19 protein-coding genes are annotated in these 18,951 nt (G+C 31.8%); 2 read left to right on the top strand and 17 right to left on the bottom strand.

Translation table 11 applies throughout. The features are described from left to right. Positions 1–161 precede the first annotated feature (161 nt). The 5 genes from B2S02_RS06165 to hflX form a co-directional block, all read right to left on the bottom strand. Positions 162–902: a YebC/PmpR family DNA-binding transcriptional regulator gene (locus B2S02_RS06165; RefSeq protein ID WP_035134436.1), complete on the bottom strand. Its 741-nt coding sequence runs from the start codon at positions 900–902 to the stop codon at positions 162–164. Between the two features lie 95 nt (positions 903–997). Beyond that, a complete protein-coding gene (locus tag B2S02_RS06170) occupies positions 998–1,651 on the bottom strand; it encodes a YigZ family protein (RefSeq protein ID WP_346848638.1) in 654 nt (217 codons plus the stop codon). A 73-nt stretch (positions 1,652–1,724) separates the two neighbouring features. Beyond that, the gene (locus tag B2S02_RS06175; protein WP_346848637.1) at positions 1,725–2,633 is read right to left on the bottom strand and encodes an EamA family transporter; all 909 of its coding nucleotides are present in this window, start codon (positions 2,631–2,633) and stop codon (positions 1,725–1,727) included. Continuing rightward, positions 2,626–3,330, bottom strand: a complete 705-nt coding sequence (locus B2S02_RS06180) for a HEAT repeat domain-containing protein (protein ID WP_346878557.1) — start codon at positions 3,328–3,330, stop codon at positions 2,626–2,628. Before B2S02_RS06180 ends, B2S02_RS06175 begins: the two co-directional genes overlap by 8 nt. 71 nt (positions 3,331–3,401) lie before the next feature. Then, a complete protein-coding gene (hflX, locus tag B2S02_RS06185; RefSeq protein WP_346920455.1) occupies positions 3,402–5,189 on the bottom strand; it encodes a GTPase HflX in 1,788 nt (595 codons plus the stop codon). A gap of 150 nt (positions 5,190–5,339) precedes the next feature. Between hflX and hpt the strand changes: the two genes are divergently transcribed. Further along, the gene (hpt, locus tag B2S02_RS06190) at positions 5,340–5,867 is read left to right on the top strand and encodes a hypoxanthine phosphoribosyltransferase (protein ID WP_346848635.1); all 528 of its coding nucleotides are present in this window, start codon (positions 5,340–5,342) and stop codon (positions 5,865–5,867) included. Between the two features lie 139 nt (positions 5,868–6,006). Here the strand turns inward: hpt and B2S02_RS06195 are convergent, their stop codons facing one another. Together B2S02_RS06195 and yunB are read right to left on the bottom strand one after the other, a co-directional pair. Continuing rightward, the gene (locus B2S02_RS06195) at positions 6,007–6,738 is read right to left on the bottom strand and encodes a class I SAM-dependent methyltransferase (RefSeq protein ID WP_035134424.1); all 732 of its coding nucleotides are present in this window, start codon (positions 6,736–6,738) and stop codon (positions 6,007–6,009) included. Positions 6,739–6,882: 144 nt separating this feature from the next. Then, complete coding sequence (gene yunB, locus B2S02_RS06200; RefSeq protein WP_346878556.1) at positions 6,883–7,515, bottom strand: sporulation protein YunB; 633 nt, start codon at positions 7,513–7,515, stop codon at positions 6,883–6,885. Between the two features lie 184 nt (positions 7,516–7,699). On the opposite strand from yunB, the gene B2S02_RS06205 reads away from it, so the two are divergent. Then, a complete protein-coding gene (locus tag B2S02_RS06205; protein WP_346920456.1) occupies positions 7,700–10,291 on the top strand; it encodes a transglycosylase domain-containing protein in 2,592 nt (863 codons plus the stop codon). Between the two features lie 72 nt (positions 10,292–10,363). On the opposite strand, the gene spoVAE is transcribed toward B2S02_RS06205, so the two are convergent. The 10 genes from spoVAE to hutH all read right to left on the bottom strand — a co-directional run bounded on the left by spoVAE (position 10,364) and on the right by hutH (position 18,897). Then, a complete protein-coding gene (spoVAE, locus tag B2S02_RS06210) occupies positions 10,364–10,723 on the bottom strand; it encodes a stage V sporulation protein AE (protein ID WP_346848632.1) in 360 nt (119 codons plus the stop codon). A gap of 2 nt (positions 10,724–10,725) precedes the next feature. Then, complete coding sequence (spoVAD, locus tag B2S02_RS06215) at positions 10,726–11,745, bottom strand: stage V sporulation protein AD (protein WP_150844476.1); 1,020 nt, start codon at positions 11,743–11,745, stop codon at positions 10,726–10,728. Positions 11,746–11,749: 4 nt separating this feature from the next. Then, positions 11,750–12,202 (bottom strand): stage V sporulation protein AC, encoded by a 453-nt coding sequence (spoVAC, locus tag B2S02_RS06220; protein WP_346848631.1) that lies wholly within the window; start codon positions 12,200–12,202, stop codon positions 11,750–11,752. A gap of 266 nt (positions 12,203–12,468) precedes the next feature. Further along, positions 12,469–13,224: an RNA polymerase sporulation sigma factor SigF gene (gene sigF / locus B2S02_RS06225; protein WP_035134413.1), complete on the bottom strand. Its 756-nt coding sequence runs from the start codon at positions 13,222–13,224 to the stop codon at positions 12,469–12,471. A gap of 9 nt (positions 13,225–13,233) precedes the next feature. Beyond that, on the bottom strand, positions 13,234–13,665 hold the full coding sequence (spoIIAB, locus tag B2S02_RS06230; RefSeq protein ID WP_035134411.1) for an anti-sigma F factor: 432 nt from the start codon (positions 13,663–13,665) through the stop codon (positions 13,234–13,236). A 17-nt stretch (positions 13,666–13,682) separates the two neighbouring features. Continuing rightward, positions 13,683–14,018, bottom strand: coding sequence for an anti-sigma F factor antagonist (gene spoIIAA, locus B2S02_RS06235; protein WP_035134409.1), 336 nt, complete (start codon positions 14,016–14,018; stop codon positions 13,683–13,685). Between the two features lie 410 nt (positions 14,019–14,428). Continuing rightward, positions 14,429–15,064: a cyclodeaminase/cyclohydrolase family protein gene (locus B2S02_RS06240; protein ID WP_346878554.1), complete on the bottom strand. Its 636-nt coding sequence runs from the start codon at positions 15,062–15,064 to the stop codon at positions 14,429–14,431. A 17-nt stretch (positions 15,065–15,081) separates the two neighbouring features. After that, positions 15,082–16,338 (bottom strand): imidazolonepropionase, encoded by a 1,257-nt coding sequence (gene hutI / locus B2S02_RS06245; RefSeq protein ID WP_346848629.1) that lies wholly within the window; start codon positions 16,336–16,338, stop codon positions 15,082–15,084. Positions 16,339–16,360: 22 nt separating this feature from the next. After that, positions 16,361–17,257, bottom strand: coding sequence for a glutamate formimidoyltransferase (ftcD, locus tag B2S02_RS06250; protein WP_035134405.1), 897 nt, complete (start codon positions 17,255–17,257; stop codon positions 16,361–16,363). Positions 17,258–17,373: 116 nt separating this feature from the next. After that, positions 17,374–18,897 (bottom strand): histidine ammonia-lyase, encoded by a 1,524-nt coding sequence (gene hutH / locus B2S02_RS06255; protein WP_346878553.1) that lies wholly within the window; start codon positions 18,895–18,897, stop codon positions 17,374–17,376. Positions 18,898–18,951 lie beyond the last annotated feature (54 nt).

An 18,951-nucleotide genomic window follows, 5' to 3' on the forward strand; every position in this document is an offset into this window, starting at 1 on the left:
GTTAAATTATATGGTTGCAAGTTACTTACTATCCTATTTATAGAAAGCAACTTGCAATTTTAAACACATATCATTCATAATCATTGTATGTCATAATCATATTATTTATTAGTAATTAATGAATAAATTTCAAAGTTAGTAATACCAACGGTTACTCACTACTACCCTTCCCATCCTTCTGGGAATTCAGCATTATGATATACATTTTGTACATCATCATCATCTTCTAAAACATCTAACATCTTTTGGAATTTAGTCGCAACTTCTTCATTAATTTCAGTGTATGTGTCTGGAATCATTTTAACATCTGCTTCTAAGAATTCTATTCCGTTAGATTCTAAAGCTTCTCTCACAGTACCAAAGTCTTCTGGAGTTGTAGTTACTACAAATACTTCATCTTCAGCTACAAAGTCCTCAGCACCTGCATCTAAAGCCATCATCATTAACTCATCTTCATCTACTGAATCAGTTTTTTCTATGATGATTTCACCTTTACTTTGGAACATGAAGCCTACACATCCAACGGTTCCCATATTTCCACCTTGTTTAGAGAAGGCGTATCTTACATTTCCTGCTGTTCTATTTTTATTCTCAGTAAGACACTCAACTATAACTGCTATTCCTTCTGGTCCGTATCCTTCATAGATTATAGTTTCATAGTTTACTGCACTTAACTCTCCTGCGGCTTTTTTAATTGCTCTAGTAATTGTATCATTAGGCATATTAGCTGCTTTTGCTTTTGCTATAACGTCTCTAAGCTTAGCATTTGTCTCTGGATTAGAGCCACCGTTTTTAGCTGCAACAACTATTTCCTTACCTATTTTAGTAAATATTTTACCTCTCTTAGCATCTGCTTTACCCTTTTTAGCTTGGATATTATGCCACTTTGAATGTCCTGACATATTAACTTCCTCCTGTACTATATATATAATTATTAACTTTAAAATCAATGTACCTATTATAACATAATATGTCTAATAATTTCAAATTTCAAGAGCTATCCTTCAATAGCTCTATAATATCTGTATCCTTCTTTAAATAAATACTCTTCATCCTCTTCACATATAGTTACTTTTCCACTAGTAGCCTCTACAAAATCTGCAATTATTGTTTCCTTATTTTCTACCTCTGTGAACAGTGATAACTCCACTTTATCTGTATATATGGTATCTTCAATATGCCAATTATTTGTACCACATAGGTATTGTATTTTACCTATTAAATCATATTCTAAAGTAAATCTTAATTTTAAGCCCTTTACTTTTTCTACAACACCTGCTTCTTCAATGGCTGAAGAGGCTCCTTTAGAGTAAGCTCTTATTAGCCCACCTCCCCCTAAAAGAATACCACCAAAGTAACGAGTAACTACCACCGCTACATCGGTTAAATCATTTTTCTTTATGACTTCTAAAACTGGAATGCCTGCTGTTCCTTGGGGTTCACCGTCATCACTGTATCTTTGTATGCCTTTATTTTCTCCCACTATATAAGCATAAACATTGTGGGTTGCTTCTTTATGCATACTCTTTATTTCATTTACAAAGTTCTTTGCTTCTTCTTCAGTATTTACTCTCTTTATGTATCCTATAAATGTAGATTTCTTTTCTTGAAATTCTGAAGTAGCACTCCCTTTCACTGTAAAATAACTCATATTTAAGCCCCCTCTATAATATTTAAAATAGATTTCTGTACTCTAAACCATAATGAAGATTTCTCGAAGACTGTTAGCTCATAAGTATTATGGCTATTATGGTAAGTACTATAGCAGTAATCTCCTTCTTCCCTAACTTTTCTTTAAAGAATATAACTCCACAAAAGTTTGTGATTAAAATAGTTCCTGCACTTACCATAGGAAAGGCTATAACTGCTCTTACTTCTTCTAAGCCCTTTATTAAAAAGCTTGGCATTAATACATTAGGAATACCTACCATGACACCAAAACACATATCTATTAACTTTACTTTTCTATTTTTAATAATTAACATAATTAAGCTTATAGTAAATCCCGTTAGGAAAGTATAAAATAAATATAAATTTTTATATTGTACCATACCAAAGTTTTGAAATAGCTTTGTTACAAAATCTCCTCCACCAGCTAGTATAAAAAGAAGTATTAAATCTACTTTCATAGTATCTTTAACCTTTTGTTCTTCTTTGTTATTTAGATTTATAACTATTATAGCTATGATAGACAAGATTATTCCTAATATAGGTAATAATTCTATGGTCTCTCCTAATAGTATAACAGATAAAATTGTAGGTATTAATACTCCTAGCTTCATAAAAGTTGCAGATACAGATACTCCATTCTTTCCTACAGATTTTTGATATAGAATAAAACTTAAAAAATATAAAATACCTGTTATTATACCTAGAATTATTGCTAAAGCTCCTGTTCCTTCTTTAGAGAAAAGTTGTCCACTTATAAGTACCTGATTAAATTCCTGCATAAACATAGAAAACCAATTTATGTGGAAAATATTTAAACTTCCCATCATTATTATACTTGCCATCATTCCTGATAGATAATTTATGCTAGTTACCATATATCTATTACTTTCTCTACCTTCACTAAACTTAAATACAATAGCTATTAAAGAACTGCATAATATAGATAATAAAATATTAATCATTATTTTTATCTCCGTCACTTATATCTTGAAAATTTAATTCTTCATTATCTCTTTGCTTAATATAACCCTCACAAGCCTTTTTAATATACTCTTTATCAGTACTATTAAATAAAGCTCTTATTTTATCATCGGCTTCTCCACTGCTTATCTTCTGTAAGGACTTAACTGCATAACTTATTACTTGAGGATTTTTATCCTCCAAAGCTCTAATAAGGGCTCTCTCAGCTCTTGAATTACCTATTTTTCCAAGAGCTGAAATTGCCATTCTTCTAATATTTACATGATTATTAACCGTTGCCTTTATAAGTATGTCTACAGTGACATTACTTCTAAGTTCACCCATGATCCATATGGCGGCTTCTTTGTCCTTAAGTCCTAGCTCCATATAGTTTTTAACTAAAAAATGAATTAACTTTTCTTTATTAACTCTATCTAAACTATTCAAAACCAAAATTCTTTCTTCCTTAGCTGCTAAGATTAGGGATTTAAATAGATCTGATGACGATTCACTTTTAACTAAAAACCTGTATTTTATTTTGCAATTTATGAGATGTTTTTGAACTGTGGCTCTATCTAAATTTCTAATTTTACATATGGCTTCTATAGATTTTCCTTCTAAGCTTAGAAAATAGCTGATTTCTTCATCACTATAATTTTCAATGAAATTCCAATCATATTTAACTAATCCTGTACTCAAATTTTCTCCCTACTCTCCCCTTCAAATAATGCTCTAACTTCGATCCTAACAATATAATGATACTTTAGTTACTACTCTATAATATATTTTGAACTTTTGTTATAGACCTCATCATCACCTTGAACTACAAGAATAGTACCTTCTTCACCGTACTCTTCACTTTCTACCAAAGCATTTCTATGTAGATATGCAACTGATGATGAATCGCTATATGGTATTAATACCTTAAAGGTTTTTAATTTATAAGGAAGTATTTCTGTACATTTATTTAGCAACTCTTCAAAATTGATTTTATGTTTAGCTGAAACTTCTAAAATAGAATAGTTATTAAATGTTTCCTTTAAAGAATTTAAAATATCATCATTAGAATTATCAATTTTGTTGAGCACCAATAAAGTTGGCTTATCTCCTGCACCTAACTCCTTAAGTACTTCCTCTACCACTGTTATTTGCTTTTCTGCTGCATTACTAGATGCAGCTACTACGTGAAGTAATAAGTCTGAATAAACTACCTCTTCTAAAGTTGATTTAAAAGCTTCTACTAAATCGTGAGGTAATTTTCTTATAAAGCCTACAGTGTCTGTTACTGTGGCAACTCTATTGTCTGGAAGAGCCATAGCCCTGGTTGTAATATCTAAGGTTGCAAATAACATATCAGCCTCAAAAACTTTTTCTTTTACCGTAGCTGACTTAACTGGTGAGTATTCACAAAGAGCATTTCTAAGGGTAGATTTTCCTGCATTAGTATATCCCACTAATGATATCTTAGAAATATTATCCTTACTTCTTCTTTCTCTTTGGGTTGCTCTTATACTTTTTATCTTTTCTAATTCTTTATTTAAATCATAGATAGTATCTCTGATCTTTCTTTTGTCTGTCTCTAGCTTTTTCTCTCCTGGTCCCTTTGTTCCTATACCCCCTCCTGTTCTTGAAAGCATAGTTCCTAATCCACTAAGCCTGCTTAATCTGTATTTTAACTGGGATAACTCTACCTGAATTTTAGATTCCTTACTTCTGGCTCTCCTTGCAAATATCTCTAAAATAAGAGTAGTTCTATCAATTACCTTTGTTCCTATAGCTTGCTCTAGATTTCTTACTTGAGATCCTGATAATTCCTCATCAAATATTACTACATTGGCTCTTAGTGACTGTCTTAAATATGCTATTTCTTCAACCTTACCACTACCTATAAAATAAGCTGAATCAATTTTATTACGTTTTTGAAGTATTTCAAAAACTGGCTCTACATCACAGGCTTTAGTAAGTTCCTTTAACTCAGCTAGGCTTTCCTCATCTTCTATAGATACTAATATCGCTCTTTCTGAATTATCTTCCACTATGTTATCTACTTTAAAAACATCTTCAATATATCTAACCTTATCTAAAAACTTGTAGCTTAAAACTTTATTGATAGTTAAATTTTCAACTTCTTCTTCTATGAGCATGTTATCCTTCACATCACAGAAACCCATATTATAAATTAGAGGTTTATCCTCTGATACACCAATGGCAACTATACAATCTAGTTTTAATTTTAGAAGTGCAGATAAATCTAATGCGGATAGTTTAGGATTTCCATTGGGATGGGTATGGATTACTCTCACTTGAGATAATCTCCCCTCTCTAGTGTCAATCATAGGAACTTCAACTGTTGAGCTGTCTCCGATGGCAACACTAACAACACTTCCTTTTCTATCTATAGCAACGCTAACCTCTCTTTCAATTTCAAGGGTAACCTCTCTTAGAAGTTCTGCTAACTCTTCAGTTAATATGTCTGATTTTTGAAATCTCATATCATATATAGTATCTAACTTTTTCAAGATGAAGTTTTTAACTCCATCAGTATTTCCATTTATCATATAATCATCTCCAAACCTTATTTTTCTTTATTAATAATTTTTCTACATTAAACAAACACTGCATTCTTATACATTTTATACTATTGACAATTTCACCTTAATTTTATACTATGAAAACATTAATGTAAATATAAATTGAGGTGTGATTACATGGAAGATAAACAAAGAAATGTTCTCTTTTCTAGAGAAGAAATCAATGAGGCTGTAGTTAAAATTGGAGCAAAAATTTCTAAAGACTATGATGGAAAAACTGTTTACGTATTATCTCTACTTAGAGGAAGCTTCATATTTGCTGCTGACTTAGTTAGAGAAATTACTGTACCTACAACTATAGGTTTTATGACTACATCAAGCTATGGTCATGGCGAAGAAACTAGTGGTACTTGTAAAATAGTTCAAGATGTACCTGATAATATTGAAGGTATGGATGTACTTGTAGTAGATGACATTGTAGATAGTGGTATTACTATGAACTTTGTGGTTGAACACGTTAAAAAGTTGGGTGCTAAAAGTGTAAAATGCTGTACTCTTTTAGACAAACCAGAAAGAAGAACTGTAGAAATATCTCCAGACTATTGTTGTTTTGAGATTCCTGATTTATTTGTAGTTGGATATGGCTTAAATTATGGTGACTTATATAGAAATATTCCTTACATATTTAACTGGGAATCTAAATAATAACCTTACAAATGTTTTAAATACTTAATATATTAATAGAAGAAAAAACATGAAAACATACTAAAAGCTAATATTAACTTATTAACTTCTAGTATGTTTTTTTATTTATTAAATTATATATTTACATTACTATAATTTTCTACTTAATAGCCTCTACTATTAAAGGAAGAGCATTTCCTGTATAGGTACTTCTATTAAAATCATCGTAGCTCCAGGATTTTTCAAATCCAATTTCCTTTAACATTTCAAATAACTCTTCATTTTCTAACATAAATAGATCTACTGTGTTTTCTAAAATCTCATTATTTTCTTTATCAGTTATTCTTCCCGTAAACTTTACAATATCACTATCTGGTTTAATACTATAAAACCTTTCAAATTTAACTTTAGGACCATCAATAAGAGGCAATTCTTTAATATGCTCTCTCTTCACCTTATCAAAATTAATAGTTTGAATACATAATGGTGAATCCTTTTTTAATACTTCATAGCATCCTTTTAAAAATTCTTTTATTTGACTTTTTCCGCCTAGGTGAGGAAGTACATTCCCTATACATACAATACCATTAAACTCTTCTCCAAAGGACTTAGCTATAGTTTTCATATCCATAACTTCAAACTTCAAAGTATCACTTTCCTTATACCTATCCTTAGCTATTCTTATCATTTCTTGGTCTAAGTCTATGCCTAAAGCCCTATATCCTTGTGAAGAAATATATTCTGTAGTTTCTCCAGTACTACATCCAATATCTAAAACAAATCCACCCTTTTCTATATTCTTTAAAGCAAACTTCTTTTTACCTAATGGTGCTGGAAAAATATCATCATAATATTTAGCTAAGGCATTATAAAATTTTATACATTGATCCATATTACTCATCTCCTGTTCTTTAATTATTTATTCTATAGGAAATTCCTACTATTTAAATTAATTATATATTTTCATATATCTATATTTATTTACATAAATAGTATGATATATAAAGAATTTATTCAGTGATTAGCATCACACTTTCTAATTACCGTTAAGATCCATTTGTATTGCAGTACTTGGTACCCTTCCAACTATAATGGTTTCAACTATAGGTATTTCATTAACTATTTCTAACTCACTAGAAGATACTGCCATAATCATCTTTACTCTAGTGGTTGTTTCTATATAAATTTTATGCCTAGTTTGATTTATTCCTGCATCTTCAAATTCGGATATATATCTAGTAGTAATATGCCCTATTGGCCTCATTCTTATTTTTACATCTGGACCAAATCTACCTAAAATATTATTTTTAGTCACATATCCCATGGGTATCTTTATGTCTACTTTAGATTTTTCCTCTAATTCATCTTGTGCTTTTAATACAGTCAATGTAGCAATTTCACTTAGTTTTAAAGTATCTGCTGACATCATTATGATGTTTCCATCATTATCCTTATCAAATTTTATTATATCATTATAATTAAAATTCTTAGAGTATTCCTGGAAAATTGTTTTATTTATTATATTAGTGACCTCTGCTCTCATCTGTGCATCTGCCACTAATTTTACCGTTGGCATTATAATTTTATCTAAAGTATATATAAAAGTTATTAAAAAAGTCATAATTAAAAAAGTTATTATGGTAAATTTTAACTTCAAAGATGATTTCATAGTATTACTCCTTTATAAATGTGGTATAATGTTAATAAATGTATAATATGTTACATAAAATTATTCAATATCTAATATATGTATATGTATAAGAACTTCATTGAAGAATACTATATTGTATTTATACTAGCATATAAGTTATAATATAGTATCGAAGATATGTTCATCATAAAAGGAGGAGAATATGGGAGAAAATAAAAAAATTAAACCTAAGCAAAAAAAGCCCAAGAAGAAAAGTCGTAAAGTCTTTAAAGTAATATATATAGTTTTACTACTTTTAATAATAACTTGTGCAGCTGCTGGTTTTGGTATTATATCTGGCATGATTAAAACAGCTCCAGAGCTTGATCTTGATATATTTTTATCTAATGGAGAAACTACACTTCTATATGACAATAAAGGAAAAGAAATGGATGAGTATAAGACTCCTGAAAAGAGAATCTCTGTAGATATATCTACAGTACCTAAATATCTACAGGACGCCTTTGTAAGTATTGAAGATCAACGATTTTTAGAACATAAAGGTGTTGACATAAGAAGACTTGGAGGAGCTGTAATCCAAGATGCTAAAATAATTCTTGGTTTATCTAATGATGAAATCCAAGGTGCATCAACTATTACTCAACAGTTGGTTAAGTATAAGTTTTTCCTTGAAGATTCTATAAATAATAGAGCTAATATAGAAAGAAAAGTTCAGGAGATTTATTTGGCACGTAAGTTAGAAAAGCTTCTATCTAAGGAACAAATTCTTAACGAATACATGAATACTATCTTTTTAGGCGGTAACGCTCACGGAATTGAAGCTGCTTCAACCATGTATTTTGGAAAATCTGTAGCAGATGGTTTAACCCTTAAGCAATGTGCATTTTTAGCAAGTGCTGCTCAGAATCCAACTATATCTTATATGAATGCCTATGAAGCCTTTGAAAAGAAAGAAGCCTTTGACTCACCAAGAACTAAATTGGTTCTTGCTAAAATGCTAGAGCTGGGAAAAATAACTCAAGAGGAATATGATACTGCTTTAGCAGAACCTCTTATGCTAAATTTCTCAACTTTAGAGGGTGACAAAATGGTTTATGAATGGTTTTCAAGACCTGTAATAAAACAAGTGGCAAAGGATTTAATGAAAACCTATGGATATACTGAAGCTGAAGCCTATGAAAAAATCACCTTTGGTGGTTTAAGAATATATACAACCATGGATAGAAAACTTCAGGATTCAGTACAAAAAATTATGAACAATTATCTTAAAGATACTCAAGGCTCTAAGGCAGATGGAGTTCAAGCCTCTGCTATAATAACAGATTATCTTAAGGGTGAAGTTAAAGTTATAATTGGTGGTATTGGTGATCAACCAGCTATGTCTTATAATAGAGCTATCTCTGTTGGAAAGGATGGTCAAACCTTCCTACGTTCACCAGGTTCTAGTATAAAGCCACTTACTGTATATGCTCCAGCTATTGAAGGTAAAACTTTAACTGCAGGGTCGGTATTTGTAGATGGTCCATTACCAACTTCTATTGGTTCTAAATATCCAGATAAAGGCAGTTCCTACGTTCCACAGAACTGGAATTATGTATTTGACGGATATATTACTATCCGTGATGCTCTTGCTCTTTCTAAAAATACCGTGGCAGTATCTGTAGTTGATAGAATAGGTTTAGATACGTCAGCATCCTATGGAGAAAAATTTGGATTAAGTATAACTGATAGAGATAGAACTAGTATTTCTGCTTTATCTCTAGGTGAAATAGATGGAACTACACCTTATGAAATGGCTCAAGCCTTTGGTACCTTTGGAAATCAAGGAAATATGACTACTTCAAGAATATATACTAAGGTTACTGATAAGAATGGTAAAGTTCTACTCGAGCCAAAACTTGAATCTAAACAAGTAATTTCTCCACAAACAGCTTATATTGTTTATGATATGCTTGAAGGTTCTGTGAACAACACAGGTCCACAAGCAAGATTTGGGAATATGGAAGTTAGGGGTAAAACTGGTACCTCTGAATCTACCAAAAACCTTTATTTCAGTGGATTAACACCTTACTACTCAGGCGCTGTATGGATGGGCTATGATAATAGTAAGGAATTACCTTTTACTAGTAGTAGCGTTCCAGCTGGTCTATGGGGTAAGATTATGGCAGCAGCTCATGAGGGGCTTGAATATAAATCTCTTCAGGCTCCTGGTGGATTAACTAGTGCTTATATTTCTAAAGATTCTGGAACCCTTCCAACGGCGCTTACTAAGAGGGATCCTAGGGGAAATAGAATTTACTCTGAAATCTTTATAAGTGGTACTCAACCAACTACTCTGGATAATATCCATGTGGAACTTGACGTTGTAAAGGCTGCTGATGGTAAATACTACTTACCTTCTGATAAAACACCTAAAGATAAAATACAAAAGGTAGTATTTATAACTCGTGATACTAGATTATATTCTGGTAACATGCTTGATAATAAATACCTAGCTCCAGTGGCTAAAGATCCTACAGAATATAAGGTTGAAGAAAAAGATAAAGATAAAGATAAAGATAAAGAAAAGGATAAAGATAAAAATAAAGATAAAATACCTAATCCTAATAAACCTGGTGAAAATACAAATCCTGGTGATACAACTACACCTCCTGTAGGCCCATCTGATCCTGGTGGTGATACTGGAGATGAAGGTAACACTGGAAATAGTGAAAATAAGCCTGAAGCTTTCAATCATCTGTTAAATATCTATACTATGATCCCTAAAATATTTAGTAATAGTATAAGAGGCTAAATAATTCTATTATAAAACTATAAAATTAAAGTCTTCTCAAATACACAAATTTGAGAAGACTTTTTATATGCTTTACTTCGTTTTAGAGTCAAATAGTACTGACATTAGGTATCCGAATACTACAGCAGCCGCTATACCTGCAGAAGTAGCACTTACACCTCCTGTAACAATTCCTAATAAACCATTTTTATCAACTTCCTCCATAACACCTTTAGCTAAGGAATATCCAAATCCAGGTAGAGGAATCCTAGCTCCCGATAAACCAATCTCAGCTATCTTTTCATATATGCCAAATCCTTGAAGAACTACCCCTGATACTACAAAGATAACTAATATTCTAGATGGAGTTAATTTTGTGGTATCCATTAAAACTTGACCTATTACACAAATGATTCCACCAACTACAAAAACCCTTAGAAAATCTCCCCACATATTTATTCACCCCCAAACTCTAGAGCAATGGCATGGGCTATACCTGGTATAGTTTCACCTTGATAGTTAGATATGGTGCTTAGAAGAGCTCCTGTAGCAATTAGTAACACCTTTTTATACTTTTTCTGTATCATTCCTTTATAAATCATACTACTCATAACTGTAGCAGAACATCCTGCTCCACTACCTCCACAGTTGGTACTCTGTGATTTACAATCAAATATTTCATCACCACAATCAATATAATTTGATCCTATATTATAGCCATATTCCTTTAATAACTCAGTAGTTATTTGCTTACCAACAGAACCTAAATCTCCACTGACAATGATGTCGTAATCACTAGGCTTTCTACCTGTGTCTTGAAAATGTTGTTTTATAGTATCAACTGCTGCTGGAGCCATGGCTGCTCCCATTTCATTAGGGTCAGTTATTCCATAATCCTTTACCTTACCAAGGGTAATATGAGTTACACGAGGTACATTGTTTCCCTTTTTAGCTAATACCACCGCTGCTGCACCTGTAACCGTCCATTGAGATGATGGAGCTCGTTGACTTCCCATTTCTAGAGGTACTCTAAACTGACGCTCTGATGATGAGAAATGAGATGAAGATACTGCCATCATATGATTACCTATATCTGCTTCTAAACATATTGATGCTAGTGAAAGTGCTTCTATAAATGTTGAACATGCCCCATATAAACCCAAAAATGGAATATCTACTTCTCTTGCCATAAAACAAGATGGCATTAATTGATTTATTAAATCCCCGGCAAAAACATAAGAGATATCTTGTTCTTTAAGGTGTGCTTTTTTAAGTACTTCTTGAACTACATGTAGTTGCATTTTACTTTCTGCCGATTCAAAGGTCTTACAACCACATAAATCATCCTCTAGAATCTCGTCAAAATTATCCTTTAATGGACCTTCCCCTTCTTTGGGACCAACAACGGTATATGTAGCTATAAGTCTTGGTTTTGTCAATAATTCTACTGTTTGTAATCCTACTTTTCTTCCCATATTATTACCACCTAAAAATATAATATAATATTCCAAGTATAACAGAGGCACTAATGCTATAAACAAGCACTGGTCCTGCTATAGTAAACATCTTTGATGCAACTCCAAACACATATCCTTCTTTTTTAAATTCTATGGCTGGTGATACAATAGAGTTTGCAAAGCCTGTTATTGGGACTACCGATCCAGCTCCTGCATAATCTCCAATTCTGTCATATATACCTATCCCTGTTAAAAGGGCTCCTAGAAATATCATAATAACTGTTTCCCATGCAGTAGCTTGTAATTTATCTTGACCTAAATAAATCAATGTTTTAAAAATAATCTCTCCAACTACACATATTAATCCACCAGTCCAAAAGGCTCTGAAAGAATTCTTAAATATAGTAGGTTTAGGTTTGGAACTTTCATATACATTTTGAAACTTAGCTTTTATTTTAGTTTCTTTTACTTTCATTATTATCCTCCTAACATCAAAATTGTAAAAGTATTAATGATAGTATCTGCATTTTACTAAAATTTAAACAAAAAAAGATGCTTACGCATCTTTTTCAAATTTACAAATTAAAAACTTATGATTTTTTTAACCTTAGAAGAAGCTAAGAACTCTGTTTACCCGATGACTATCAGCTCTAATACTCCCATCTTTTTCAAATTGGTAGTAAAGAGCTGCTACGTCCCTGGATAACGATTTCTAACCTTCGAAGAAGCTAAGAACTCTGTTTACCCAGATAGCCTATCTCTCATAATTTTTAGAACTTTTTTTTCAATTCTAGAAACTTGTACTTGACTTATGCCCATCATCTTAGCTACTTGAATTTGAGTTTTATCTTTAAAATATCTAAGTATTATAATTTGCCTTGATTTAACATCCAATTTATTTAAGGCTTCCTTCAATGCTAGCTTATCAATTACCTCATTATCTTCTTCATAATCCTCACTAAGCTTATCTATAAGTAATACTGGAGCTCCGTCATCTTGATGAATAGTGTCATATAAGTATTGCATGCTACTAGCAGATTCTAGTGCAGTGATTATATCTTCTTTATCTACTTTTGAATAATCTGATAATTCTTCAATGGTGGGTTCTCTTCCGAGTTCTTTGGTTAATGCATCCTTATCATAGTGTAACTTTCTAGCCGTATTTTTAATGCTTCTACTTACCTTTATCATTCCATCATCTCTTAAAAATCTTTTTATTTCTCCTATAATCATTGGAACAGCATATGTAGAAAATTTTACATTAAAGTTCTCATCAAAGTTATTTATAGCTTTCACTAGGCCTATGCATCCTATTTGAAATATATCATCGTACTCATAGCCTCTATTTAAAAACTTTTTGCTTATAGAAGAAACTAAAGGTAAATTCATTTCTGTTAAATATTCTAAAGCTTCATTATCTCCTTCTTTAGCCCGTTTTATAAGTTCCTTATTATCGTCATAATTATAGTTATTATTTCTATGAATTTTCTCACTCATATTTTTCACCTATCTTACAGTGTTGAAAGCTTTTTTCATTGTTACAGTTGTTCCCTCACCCTTTACAGATTCTACTATTAGGCTATCCATAAAAGTTTCCATAACTGTGAAGCCCATTCCTGATCTCTCTAGGTCAGGTCTAGATGTATATAGAGGTTGCATTGCCATATCTACATTATCTATTCCCGCACCATTATCTATTACTTTTACTGTAAACTCATTCTCAATAATTGTAGCCTCTAATTTTACAAAGTTACCTTCACTTTCATTGCCATAGCCATGAATAATTGCATTGGTAACTGCTTCTGATACTGCAGTTTTTATATCACTAAGCTCGTCTAATGTAGGATCTAACTGCGCAGCAAAAGCTGCTATTACAACTCTTGCAAAGCTTTCATTTTTAGATAAACTACTAAATTCAACTTTGATTTTATTTTCCATATCATTAATTCCTCCCACTAAATGTTCCTTAGTGCTTCTTCAACATTTTCATACATTGAAATTATTTTAAACATACCTGAAAGTTCAAATATTCTCTTAACTGTAGGTGTAACATTTGTTAAGCACACCTTGCCACCCCTTAAGGACATCTTCTTATATCTTCCTATTACTGCTCCAATTCCTGAACTATCCATAAAATTCACACCAGAAAAATTGAAAATTAAAGCCTTATATCCATCTTTATCTAAAATATCATCAATCCTAGTTCTAACTTCTTCTGCACTGTGATGATCAAGTTCTCCTTGAAGTGTAACTACGATTTTGTCATCTAATGGTTCAAACCTAAGTAACATACGCTTCCCTCCAACCTATATTATATTCATAAATTTTTACATTTAGAACATACACTAATTATACACTATATTGTTAATCCGTTACAGTTTTTTCCAAAATTTATTTGAGAAATTTAATACAAAAATATTTACTTGTCAACATATTTTTACATTCATCGCCTTCATTATTTTACATTTAAGCATAATTTTCATATTTGCACAAATAATATTGATTTAAAACTTAGCAACTTAGCGTAATAAAAATTAGTGGTATCGCTTCTCTGTATCTTATTAATTTAAAAATTATTTAGTGAGTTCTTCATATTTATAACTATATTTATAAATATAATCTTATTAAAAAAGAGAATGCACTCAATGGATATTCTTCCCTGAGACATTCTCTTTTATATAGTGTTTGTAATTATCTTAAGCTACATATGTTGATTTACAATAGCTAATATCTCTTTTTGCTTTTTCATACCATCTTCACTTAATTTTTTTAATTTACTTCTAATTTCCTCTGTATAAGCTTCATCCTTTATAGAAGAAAGATTTATTTTTACATTTAAAATTGCTCCTTCTATAGCACTTTGAGCCAATAATGCTGCTACACCACCATCAGAAATAGCGTTTTTATTACCATATTTAACGCATACAAGAATTCCTTCATAAATTTCATAGGATCTTCTTGCTACTTTTAATGGTACTTGTGTTGCTGCCTTATACCCTAATTGTATTTTACTACTTCTAGCAGCTTTTTCTTCATCAGTATCCTTAGGCATTTTAAATGCAGCCATAAGTTCATTGAAAGCTTCTGTATCTTCATTCATAAGGTCTAAGAATTCATCCTTTTCTCTTCCTGATACTTCTAAATATTTATTTACTAATGCTTTTTCTTCCTCATTTAATGCTTCATAAGCTTTTTTGCCTACAGTTAAGTTAAAAACCATTGATGATAATGCACTAGATAATGATGCACAAAGAGCTGCTACACTTCCACCACCTGGAGCTGGTGAATTTGAACCTAATTCTCCAATAAACTCTCTCACAGTTTTTGTATCTAACATAAATATTCCTCCTGTAATTACTTATTTTTTTCTCTATCTACAACTATCTTACCATTTTTTATTACCTTGTCTATAGAATTTATTCCAAAGTGATAAACTAGATAATTTAAGTTTTTGCTATTAAATATAGCTATATCGGCCTTTTTACCTTTTTCTATAGAACCTACAGATTTTTCTCTATTAATAGCACAAGCTGCATTTATAGTCATAGCATTGATTATCTCATTAGGAAGCATTCTCATTCCGAAACATGCAAAGGTCATAACATTTTGCATGGATTCAGTAGGAGATGTTCCTGGGTTACAATCTGTAGCAAGTGCAACGGCCACGTTATTATCGATCATATCTCTTGCTCTTGCAAACTTACCAAGCATTAAATAGAAAGCTGTAGATGGTAATAATACCGCTACCACATCATTTTCACTTAAAGCCTTTATTCCTTCATCCGAAGCTGCTATTAAATGCTCTGCTGAAATACATTTCAACTCTCCTGCAAGCTCTGCTCCCTTAACAGATTCAACTTCATCACCATGAAGCTTGAGTTTCATTCCATATTCTCTACCCTTTTCAAGGATTTTTCTACATTCCTCAGTAGTGAATACTCCTTCTTCACAGAAGCAATCTATAAATTCTGCTAAATTTTCTTTTGCTATACCTGGTATCATTTCTTCCATTATAAGTTTTATAAAACCTTCTCTATCACCTTTATATTCCTTAGGAATAGCATGGGCTCCCATAAAAGTAGATACCACATCTATTGGATGAGTCTTATCTAATCTTTTATTTACTTCTAATATTTTTTTCTCGGTCTCTAAGTCTAAACCATAGCCTGATTTACTCTCTACAGTAGTTGTACCGTGATTTAACATTATATTAAGTCTACTTTTAGCTTCTGCTACTAATTCATCTAGAGATGCTTTTCTAGTGTTTTCTACGGTACTTAATATTCCTCCACCCATATTTAGGATTTCAATATATCCTACCTTATTTAATTTTAGAGGTAATTCATTTTCACGACTTCCACTATAAACTAAATGAGTATGGGGATCTACAAGTCCCGGTGTAACTGTTTTGCCTTTACCACTAATAATTATGGTATCTTCATCTATATAGGATTTATATTCCTCATCTTTTCCTACAGCAGATATTATATCGTCTTCTATAAATACAAAACCATTTTCTATGATATTGGCATCATTCATTTCCTTGCCTTTTTTTCTATGGCTACCTTCACAGGTAACCAAGCAATCAATATTCCTAATTAATATAGACATGTCTTTCAACTCCTAAGCTATTTTATTCGCTTATTCTTCTTTCTAGTATTTGATCCATGGAGAAATTCTCTATTTGAAGATAGTACTCAGCACTATTGATTAAAGCAGCCATTGGTACAAGTCCTATAACTTCACTACCAACTACTGGTACTCCATAGCGTTTTGCTTCCATCTTAACCATTTCAAAAGCTCTGTATACTGCTGTTTTTTCATAGTTTACTAAGTTCATAGATACTTGTGCTATATTTCTATCTTCAAGCATTACTCCCATAGCCTTTGCAAATCTTAATCCACCACCTAAATGTCTAACTGTCTTAGCAATAGTATCTGCTATTTGTAAATTGTCTGTTCCTAAATTTACATTGAAGGCTACTAAAGGTTGTCTTGCAGCAATAGCAACGCATCCACCCTTAACATTAACTTCTTTTGGACCATAGTCTGGTGCCCATTTATCTTCTTTTATTTTTTCAAAGAAGCCTTCATATTGACCTTTTCTTACCGTTGCTAAATTTTCTCTATGTGAAGCTGTAGCAGCTTTTTCATATAAATATACTGGAATATTAAATCTTTCTGCAATTACTTTACCAACTCTATTAGCTATTTCTACGCACTCTTCCATGGTAATTCCATCGATAGGTACAAATGGAACTACATCTAGAGCACCCATTCTTGGATGAGCTCCTGTATGAGCACTCATATCTATATTTTCATAAACCTTTTCTGCCATATTTATTATCGCTTTCTCTAGAGCTTCTGGTTCTCCTACCACAGTAACAACAGATCTATTATGGTCTGCATCACTAGAATAGTCTAGTAACTTTACTCCCTCTACTCCTCTAAATACATTTACTATAGCTTCAATTTTTTCCTTGTCTCTACCTTCACTAAAGTTAGGTATACATTCTACTATTCTTGCCATAATTAACTCCTCCTATTTATTTGTAGTTGATACCAATACCTGTATTTATAGATATTGGTATCACTTTTTATTTTTAAATTATAATATACTAATTCTTTAAAGTCTTTAGGGTTGCATTAATAATTAACCTTAACTACTTCTTCAACTTTATTAGCTAGTTCTCCACTACGAAGAAGATCTGTAACCTTATCTATCTCTTTATACATAACTACATCATTTTCTATAAAGTTAACTACGTTTCTAACTGATTCATAGGCAACCTTAGTTCCTTTACCTAAAGTATAATCCTCTCTAAAATCGATAGCTTGACATGCAGCTAAAATTTCAGTAGCTACGACTCTCTCTGCATTTCTTATTATATCCCTTGCCTTTCTAGCTGCTATTGTACCCATGCTAACATGATCTTCTTGGTTTGCAGAAGAAGGTATTGAATCAACACTAGCAGGATGAGCAAGGATTTTATTTTCAGAAACTAAAGCTGCTGCTGCATATTGAGTTATCATAAATCCAGAATTTAGGCCACCATGTTTAACAAGAAAAGCTGGAAGATCATTTAATTGATAGTTAATTAATCTTTCAAGTCTTCTTTCAGATACATTGGCAATTTCACTCATAGCTATACCTAAGAAGTCAAAAGTTAATGCCATAGGTTGACCATGGAAGTTTCCTCCTGAAATAACGTCTCCTTCCTCTGTTACTATTGGATTATCTGTTACTGAATTAATCTCTATTTCTACTTTATGTTTTGCATAATTTAATGCATCCTTAGAAGCTCCATGAATTTGTGGTATACATCTTAAAGTATATGCATCCTGTACTCTAATTTCCCCTTGAGATGTCACAAGAGAACTTCCATCTACTAAAGCTAATATGTTCTTTGCTGTTTCAATTTGCCCTTCATGAGGACGTATGTTATGAGTTCTTAAATCAAACGCATCTCTTATTCCTCTTAGTGCTTCTACTGTTAATGCAGCAGCTATATCGCCACTCTTAATTAAGTTTATTCCATCCCATAAAGCCAAAGCTCCAACAGCAGTCATAACTTGAGTACCGTTAATTAATGCAAGACCTTCTTTAGCTATTAATTGAACTACTTCTATACCAGCTTTATTCATAGCTTCTCTACCACTTATTATTTTACCCTGATACTCAGCTTCTCCTTCTCCTAACATTGGTAATACCATATGAGATAATGGTGCTAAATCACCGGATGCTCCTAAAGACCCTTTCTCTGGTATTACTGGATGAACTCCCTTATTTAGCATAGCCACCAAGGTTTGTAGTGTTGATAATCTTATTCCTGAATATCCTTTGGATAAAGCATTAGCTCTAAGCAAAATTATTGTTCTCACTATATCTGTATCAAGGCTGTTTCCAAAGCCACAAGCATGAGATATAATTAAATTTCTTTGAAGAGTTTTGCAATCTTCACCTGATATAGATACATCAGAAAATTTTCCAAACCCTGTAGTTATTCCGTAGACTATTCTATCTTCTTCAACAATTTTATCTACAATTCCTCTAGATTTTTCTACTCTTTTTATGGCTTCTTCACTAAGCTCAACTTGATAATTATTTCTAGCCACATTTACTATATCTTCAAGTCTTAAGTCATTTCCATTGATTATTACTTTATTCATTAATATCTCCCCTTTACAATATACTTTCCTATATAATTACTATTCTTTATAAAA

The sequence above is a fragment of the Clostridium sp. UBA7339 genome (assembly GCF_002470865.1).
Classification (GTDB): domain Bacteria; phylum Bacillota; class Clostridia; order Clostridiales; family Clostridiaceae; genus Clostridium_J; species Clostridium_J sulfidigenes.

Excerpts from the sequence above, each read along its gene's own strand:
- B2S02_RS06165 (WP_035134436.1), bottom strand. The coding sequence starts at position 902 with ATGTCAGGACATTCAAAGTGGCATAATATCCAAGCTAAAAAGGGTAAA.
- B2S02_RS06170 (WP_346848638.1), bottom strand. The coding sequence starts at position 1,651 with ATGAGTTATTTTACAGTGAAAGGGAGTGCTACTTCAGAATTTCAAGAA.
- B2S02_RS06175 (WP_346848637.1), bottom strand. The coding sequence starts at position 2,633 with ATGATTAATATTTTATTATCTATATTATGCAGTTCTTTAATAGCTATT.
- hflX (WP_346920455.1), bottom strand. The coding sequence starts at position 5,189 with ATGATAAATGGAAATACTGATGGAGTTAAAAACTTCATCTTGAAAAAG.
- hpt (WP_346848635.1), top strand. The coding sequence starts at position 5,340 with ATGGAAGATAAACAAAGAAATGTTCTCTTTTCTAGAGAAGAAATCAAT.
- B2S02_RS06195 (WP_035134424.1), bottom strand. The coding sequence starts at position 6,738 with ATGGATCAATGTATAAAATTTTATAATGCCTTAGCTAAATATTATGAT.
- yunB (WP_346878556.1), bottom strand. The coding sequence starts at position 7,515 with ATGAAATCATCTTTGAAGTTAAAATTTACCATAATAACTTTTTTAATT.
- B2S02_RS06205 (WP_346920456.1), top strand. The coding sequence starts at position 7,700 with ATGGGAGAAAATAAAAAAATTAAACCTAAGCAAAAAAAGCCCAAGAAG.
- spoVAE (WP_346848632.1), bottom strand. The coding sequence starts at position 10,723 with ATGTGGGGAGATTTTCTAAGGGTTTTTGTAGTTGGTGGAATCATTTGT.
- spoVAD (WP_150844476.1), bottom strand. The coding sequence starts at position 11,745 with ATGGGAAGAAAAGTAGGATTACAAACAGTAGAATTATTGACAAAACCA.
- spoVAC (WP_346848631.1), bottom strand. The coding sequence starts at position 12,202 with ATGAAAGTAAAAGAAACTAAAATAAAAGCTAAGTTTCAAAATGTATAT.
- sigF (WP_035134413.1), bottom strand. The coding sequence starts at position 13,224 with ATGAGTGAGAAAATTCATAGAAATAATAACTATAATTATGACGATAAT.
- spoIIAB (WP_035134411.1), bottom strand. The coding sequence starts at position 13,665 with ATGGAAAATAAAATCAAAGTTGAATTTAGTAGTTTATCTAAAAATGAA.
- spoIIAA (WP_035134409.1), bottom strand. The coding sequence starts at position 14,018 with ATGTTACTTAGGTTTGAACCATTAGATGACAAAATCGTAGTTACACTT.
- B2S02_RS06240 (WP_346878554.1), bottom strand. The coding sequence starts at position 15,064 with ATGTTAGATACAAAAACTGTGAGAGAGTTTATTGGAGAATTAGGTTCA.
- hutI (WP_346848629.1), bottom strand. The coding sequence starts at position 16,338 with ATGTCTATATTAATTAGGAATATTGATTGCTTGGTTACCTGTGAAGGT.
- ftcD (WP_035134405.1), bottom strand. The coding sequence starts at position 17,257 with ATGGCAAGAATAGTAGAATGTATACCTAACTTTAGTGAAGGTAGAGAC.
- hutH (WP_346878553.1), bottom strand. The coding sequence starts at position 18,897 with ATGAATAAAGTAATAATCAATGGAAATGACTTAAGACTTGAAGATATA.